This is a genomic window from Rhizobacter sp. P2_H2 (assembly GCF_056403375.1).
Window position 1 is genome coordinate 1 of record NZ_JBFUFP010000493.1, and the last position, 3,919, is coordinate 3,919.

Consider the following 3,919-nt stretch of genomic DNA (forward strand, 5'->3'; position numbering starts at 1 on the left):
ACGGAACGCCGTGTACGAGGCCACCCATTCGTGCCCGACCGGGCCGGTGCGCAGCTTGCCGCGCACACCGAGCTCGCCGGTGTCGACCTTGTCCTCTCGCGTGTTGTCGAAGCGCGAGGTCGTGGCCGCACCGCTCGCATCGCTCACGCTGAGGTTGGCCAACGAGTTCGATTCGTCGCTGCGACGCAGGCCGTACGCGGCCCACGCGGTGACGTCGGCACCCAGGTCCCATTCGCCGCGCAGCGTGCCGAACAGGTCGCGCTCGTTCGAGTACGACCACGGCTGGGCGAAATTCGACTTCGAGTCCGGTGCATCCGGGACCGCAGTGGCATCGGCGGCCAGCGAGACGTTGGTGCGGGCGCGCTTGAGCTGGTTGTCCTGGTAGCCGATGTCGCCGGAGAGGCGCACATCGCGGCTGTGCCAGTCGAGCCCGACGGCGGTCAGTCCGGTCCTGGCCTTCTCGTCGTCGATGCCGGTGCCACCGTTGCGGTACGCAGCGTTGACGCGGATGCCGGTCGCGTTGTCGGGGCCGAAGCGGCGCGACACGTCGGCGGCCAGGTTGCCCTGTTCGCCGCTGCCGCCACTGAGCGTCACGCGCGTCAGCGGCTCATTGGTGGCGCGCTTGGGCAGCAGGTTGATCGAGCCGCCGATGCCGGTGCCACTGGGGTTCGCTCCGCTCAGGAAGGCGGAGGCACCGCGCAGGACCTCCACGCGCTCGAACAACTCGGTGGCGATGTACTGGCGCGGCAGCAGGCTGTAGAGGCCGTTGTAGGCCACATCGTCGGAGTTCAGCAGGAAGCCGCGGATGAAATACGCCTCCTGGAAATTGCCGAAGCCGCGCGCCATGCGCACACCCGGATCGTTCTGCAGCACCTCGCCGACGCTGCGCGCCTGGCGGTCCTGGATCAGGTCGTTGGTGTAGCTGGTGATGCTGACCGGCGTCTCCATGTTGTCGCGCGTGCCGAGCACGCCGGCACGGCCGCCGCGCGCCACCTGGCCGCCCGCGTACGGCTTGCTCAGGCCGGCGGCCGAGGCATCGGCGCTCGCGCTGATGTTGACGGTCGGCAGCGTCGTCACCGGCGCGCTGGCCGCGGCCTCGGGCGCAGCGGGAGCAGCCGCGGCGGTCTGGGCCTGCACGGCGGGCATCAGGCAGGCCAGCGCGGCGGCGCAGGCGATCGGCGTACAACGGTTCATGGAGATCTCATGGTGCGCAAACAAGAATGGTTCGCATTCTAGTAGCATGCGCACCCACCCTTGGCAGCGCTACCATCGCGGCGCAACTTTGCGGACAGGGAGATCCACCGATGAAGCTGATCGATGCGCGCACGCTGGCCGTGGCGGTGGTGCTGCAGGGGGCCGCAGGCGCCGCGCTGGCGATGACGGAGAAGGACGCCGCGAGCAACCTGATGCACTTCGCGTTCGCGATGAAGGGTGCGGAGCAGTGCGACAAGCTCGGCTACCCGTCGATGGCCGCACAGAAGCGCTGGGAGAAATCGCATGCCTCGCTGCTGGTGAACTCGCTGAAGCGCATCGAGCAACACGCCTTCGCGTCCGGCCAGGTGACGCCCGAGCAGGCCAAGGACGTCGCGCTCGGCCTGTTCGTGCGCTTCAAGGACCGCTACGACCAGGAGATGGCGCCGACGGTCACCGGCAAGTCGTGCATGCGCTTCAACGAAACGCTGTCGTTCTACGACACGAAGCTGATCAGCGACTGATCACACGGCCAGCATCAGGTGCGGGTGGCTCGCGTAGTTGCGCTGCTCGCTGACCTTGTCCTGTGCCAGCTCGACGGCGATGCCCTCGGACTTGCTGTCGGCGAGCGGCGACTTCTGGGATTGCTGCTGCATGTGCTGCTGCAGCATGAAGTCGAACATCTCGACGAGTTCCGGGCTGCGCGTCGTGTGGTCGACGGCCGGTTCGGCCTGTTTGGCACCCGGCGCTTCGACGGCGGGCTCGGCGGACGGCCGCCGCAGCGCACCGATCGATGCCGCCTGGAAGGCGGACGAGCCGGGCTGCAGCGGCATCGGTCCGATCGACCGGTACGAAGCAAGCGGAGAGGGTGCGGCGCTGACATTGATGCTCATGGCGGGTCTTCCTGGGGTGCCTGTGGTTCCCATGCTGCGCGCCGGCCGCGGCCCGCAAGGCACGGTGTGCGATGTGATGCATGATTTGCCGAAATGACGAGCTCCTTCTACGACCACCTCGCACCGCACTACCACCTGCTGTACGGCGATTGGGAGGGCGCGATCCAGCACCAAGGGCAGGCGCTCGCCGCGCTGCTGGCCGAAGAGGGCGTGCAGCCGGGCGACCCGGTGCTGGATGCCGCCTGCGGCATCGGCACGCAGACGCTCGGGCTGCTGGCGCACGGCCACCGTGTGATCGCGTCGGACATCTCTCCCGCCGCGGTACAGCGCTTGCAGGCCGAGCTGCAGCGGCGCTCGCTGGTCGCGCAGGCCGGCGTCGACGACCTGCGCACGCTTGCCCGCGTGGCCAGCGCCTCGATGGCCGCCGTGCTGGCCTGCGACAACAGCGTGCCGCACCTGCTGACCGATGCGGACCTGCTGGCGTGCTTCCGCCAGGCGCATCGATGCCTGCGGCCGGGCGGCAGCCTCATGATCTCGGTGCGCGACTACGCCGCCATCGTGCGCAAGACGCCCGACGTGCATCCTTACGGCATGCGCCGGGGCGCCGACGGCAGCCGGTTCATCGCCGTCCAGGTCTGGGAGTGGGACGGCGACCACTACGACCTGCGCATGTACCTGACGACCGAGGCGCCGGACGGCAGCTGTACCACCAGCGTCGCGACGAGCCGCTACTACGCGGTGAGCATCGAACGGCTGAGCGCGCTGATGCGCGAAGCCGGCTTCGCCGACGTGCAGCGCCGCGACGATGTGCTGTTCCAGCCGGTGCTGGTCGGCCGGACGCCGCGACAGGGCCTCGCACGATGACGCAGGTCGGCGTGGGCGTGGGCATCCTCGTGCTGCGCGACGGCCAGGTCCTGCTCGGCCGCCGGCGCGGGTCGCACGGCGCGGGCACCTGGTCGGCCCCCGGCGGCCGGCTGGAATACGGTGAGTCGATCGAGGACTGCGCCCGCCGCGAGTTGCTGGAAGAGACCGGGCTCACGCTCGGCGAGTGCGAACGCGGCCCCTATACCAGTGATGTGTTCGACGAGGTCAAGCATCAGTACCTGACGGTGTTCGTGCTGGCGCGCCACACGCTCGGCCAACCCGCGACGCTGGAGCCGGACAAGTGCGACGGCTGGCAGTGGTTCGACTGGCAGGCGCTGCCGCAGCCGCTGTTTGCGCCGTTGCACAGCCTGCGCGCCACCGGCTTCGATCCATCCGCGACGTGTGCGAATTCCGTCTCATCAAAGTGATGGACGCGACAGCGTTTGGCCTCGATATCCGACAAGCCGTTCCGTATGATCCGCCGCTTCACCCACTTGGAACGCGCCATGTCCCTTCGCCTGTTGCCCTTCCTCGCCGCGACCGCCCTGATGACCGGTTGTGCCTTCAACGTCGCCCCCTACGGCGCATCGGTCAAGAACGTGGAAGCGCTGAAAGCCGCCAGCATCAAGCCCGTTTCGGTTGCCAGATTCGAGGCAGCGAAGCCGGGCCAGGCCTCGATCTCGTGCCGTGCCGCCGGCTCCGTCAAGGTCGAGCCGAGCTTCGAGACCTACATCGAGAAGGCCTTCATCGACGAGCTGAAGCTGGCTGGCCTGTATGACCCGAATTCGAGCCTGAAGCTGTCGGGCAAGCTGGAGCAGATCGATTTCAGTTCGGGCATCTCCGATGGCAACTGGACGTTCACGCTGGTCGTCTCGAACGCCCGCAACGAAAGCTTCTCGACCCAGTCGAAGTTCCCGTTCTCCGGCAGCTTCATCGCCGACAAGGCCTGCCAGGAAGTGGCCCAGGCCTTC

The 3,919-nt window shown here is 68.1% G+C and carries 6 protein-coding genes; 4 read left to right on the top strand and 2 right to left on the bottom strand.

What is annotated here, in order from left to right:
- Positions 1-1,194, bottom strand: a 1,194-nt coding sequence (locus AC1D15_RS21005) for a TonB-dependent receptor (protein WP_477827488.1), incomplete at its 3' end; no start/stop codon positions are given.
- A 110-nt stretch (positions 1,195-1,304) separates the two neighbouring features.
- Here AC1D15_RS21005 and AC1D15_RS21010 point away from each other — a divergent pair.
- Entirely contained in the window at positions 1,305-1,715 is a 411-nt protein-coding gene (locus tag AC1D15_RS21010; protein WP_477827489.1) for a hypothetical protein, read from the top strand.
- On the opposite strand, the gene AC1D15_RS21015 is transcribed toward AC1D15_RS21010, so the two are convergent.
- Positions 1,716-2,084 (bottom strand): hypothetical protein, encoded by a 369-nt coding sequence (locus AC1D15_RS21015; RefSeq protein ID WP_477827490.1) that lies wholly within the window; start codon positions 2,082-2,084, stop codon positions 1,716-1,718.
- Between the two features lie 93 nt (positions 2,085-2,177).
- Between AC1D15_RS21015 and AC1D15_RS21020 the strand changes: the two genes are divergently transcribed.
- The 3 genes from AC1D15_RS21020 to AC1D15_RS21030 form a co-directional block, all read left to right on the top strand.
- Complete coding sequence (locus AC1D15_RS21020) at positions 2,178-2,948, top strand: class I SAM-dependent methyltransferase (RefSeq protein WP_477827491.1); 771 nt, start codon at positions 2,178-2,180, stop codon at positions 2,946-2,948.
- Positions 2,949-2,959: 11 nt separating this feature from the next.
- Positions 2,960-3,376, top strand: coding sequence for a nucleotide triphosphate diphosphatase NUDT15 (locus AC1D15_RS21025; protein ID WP_477827492.1), 417 nt, complete (start codon positions 2,960-2,962; stop codon positions 3,374-3,376).
- A gap of 78 nt (positions 3,377-3,454) precedes the next feature.
- Positions 3,455-3,919 (top strand): hypothetical protein (locus AC1D15_RS21030; RefSeq protein WP_477827493.1); only part of this gene is annotated, 465 nt, incomplete at its 3' end.

Bases quoted from the DNA above. Each gene is read 5' to 3' on its own strand.
- AC1D15_RS21010 (WP_477827489.1), top strand. From the start codon at position 1,305: ATGAAGCTGATCGATGCGCGCACGCTGGCCGTGGCGGTGGTGCTGCAG.
- AC1D15_RS21015 (WP_477827490.1), bottom strand. From the start codon at position 2,084: ATGAGCATCAATGTCAGCGCCGCACCCTCTCCGCTTGCTTCGTACCGG.
- AC1D15_RS21020 (WP_477827491.1), top strand. From the start codon at position 2,178: ATGACGAGCTCCTTCTACGACCACCTCGCACCGCACTACCACCTGCTG.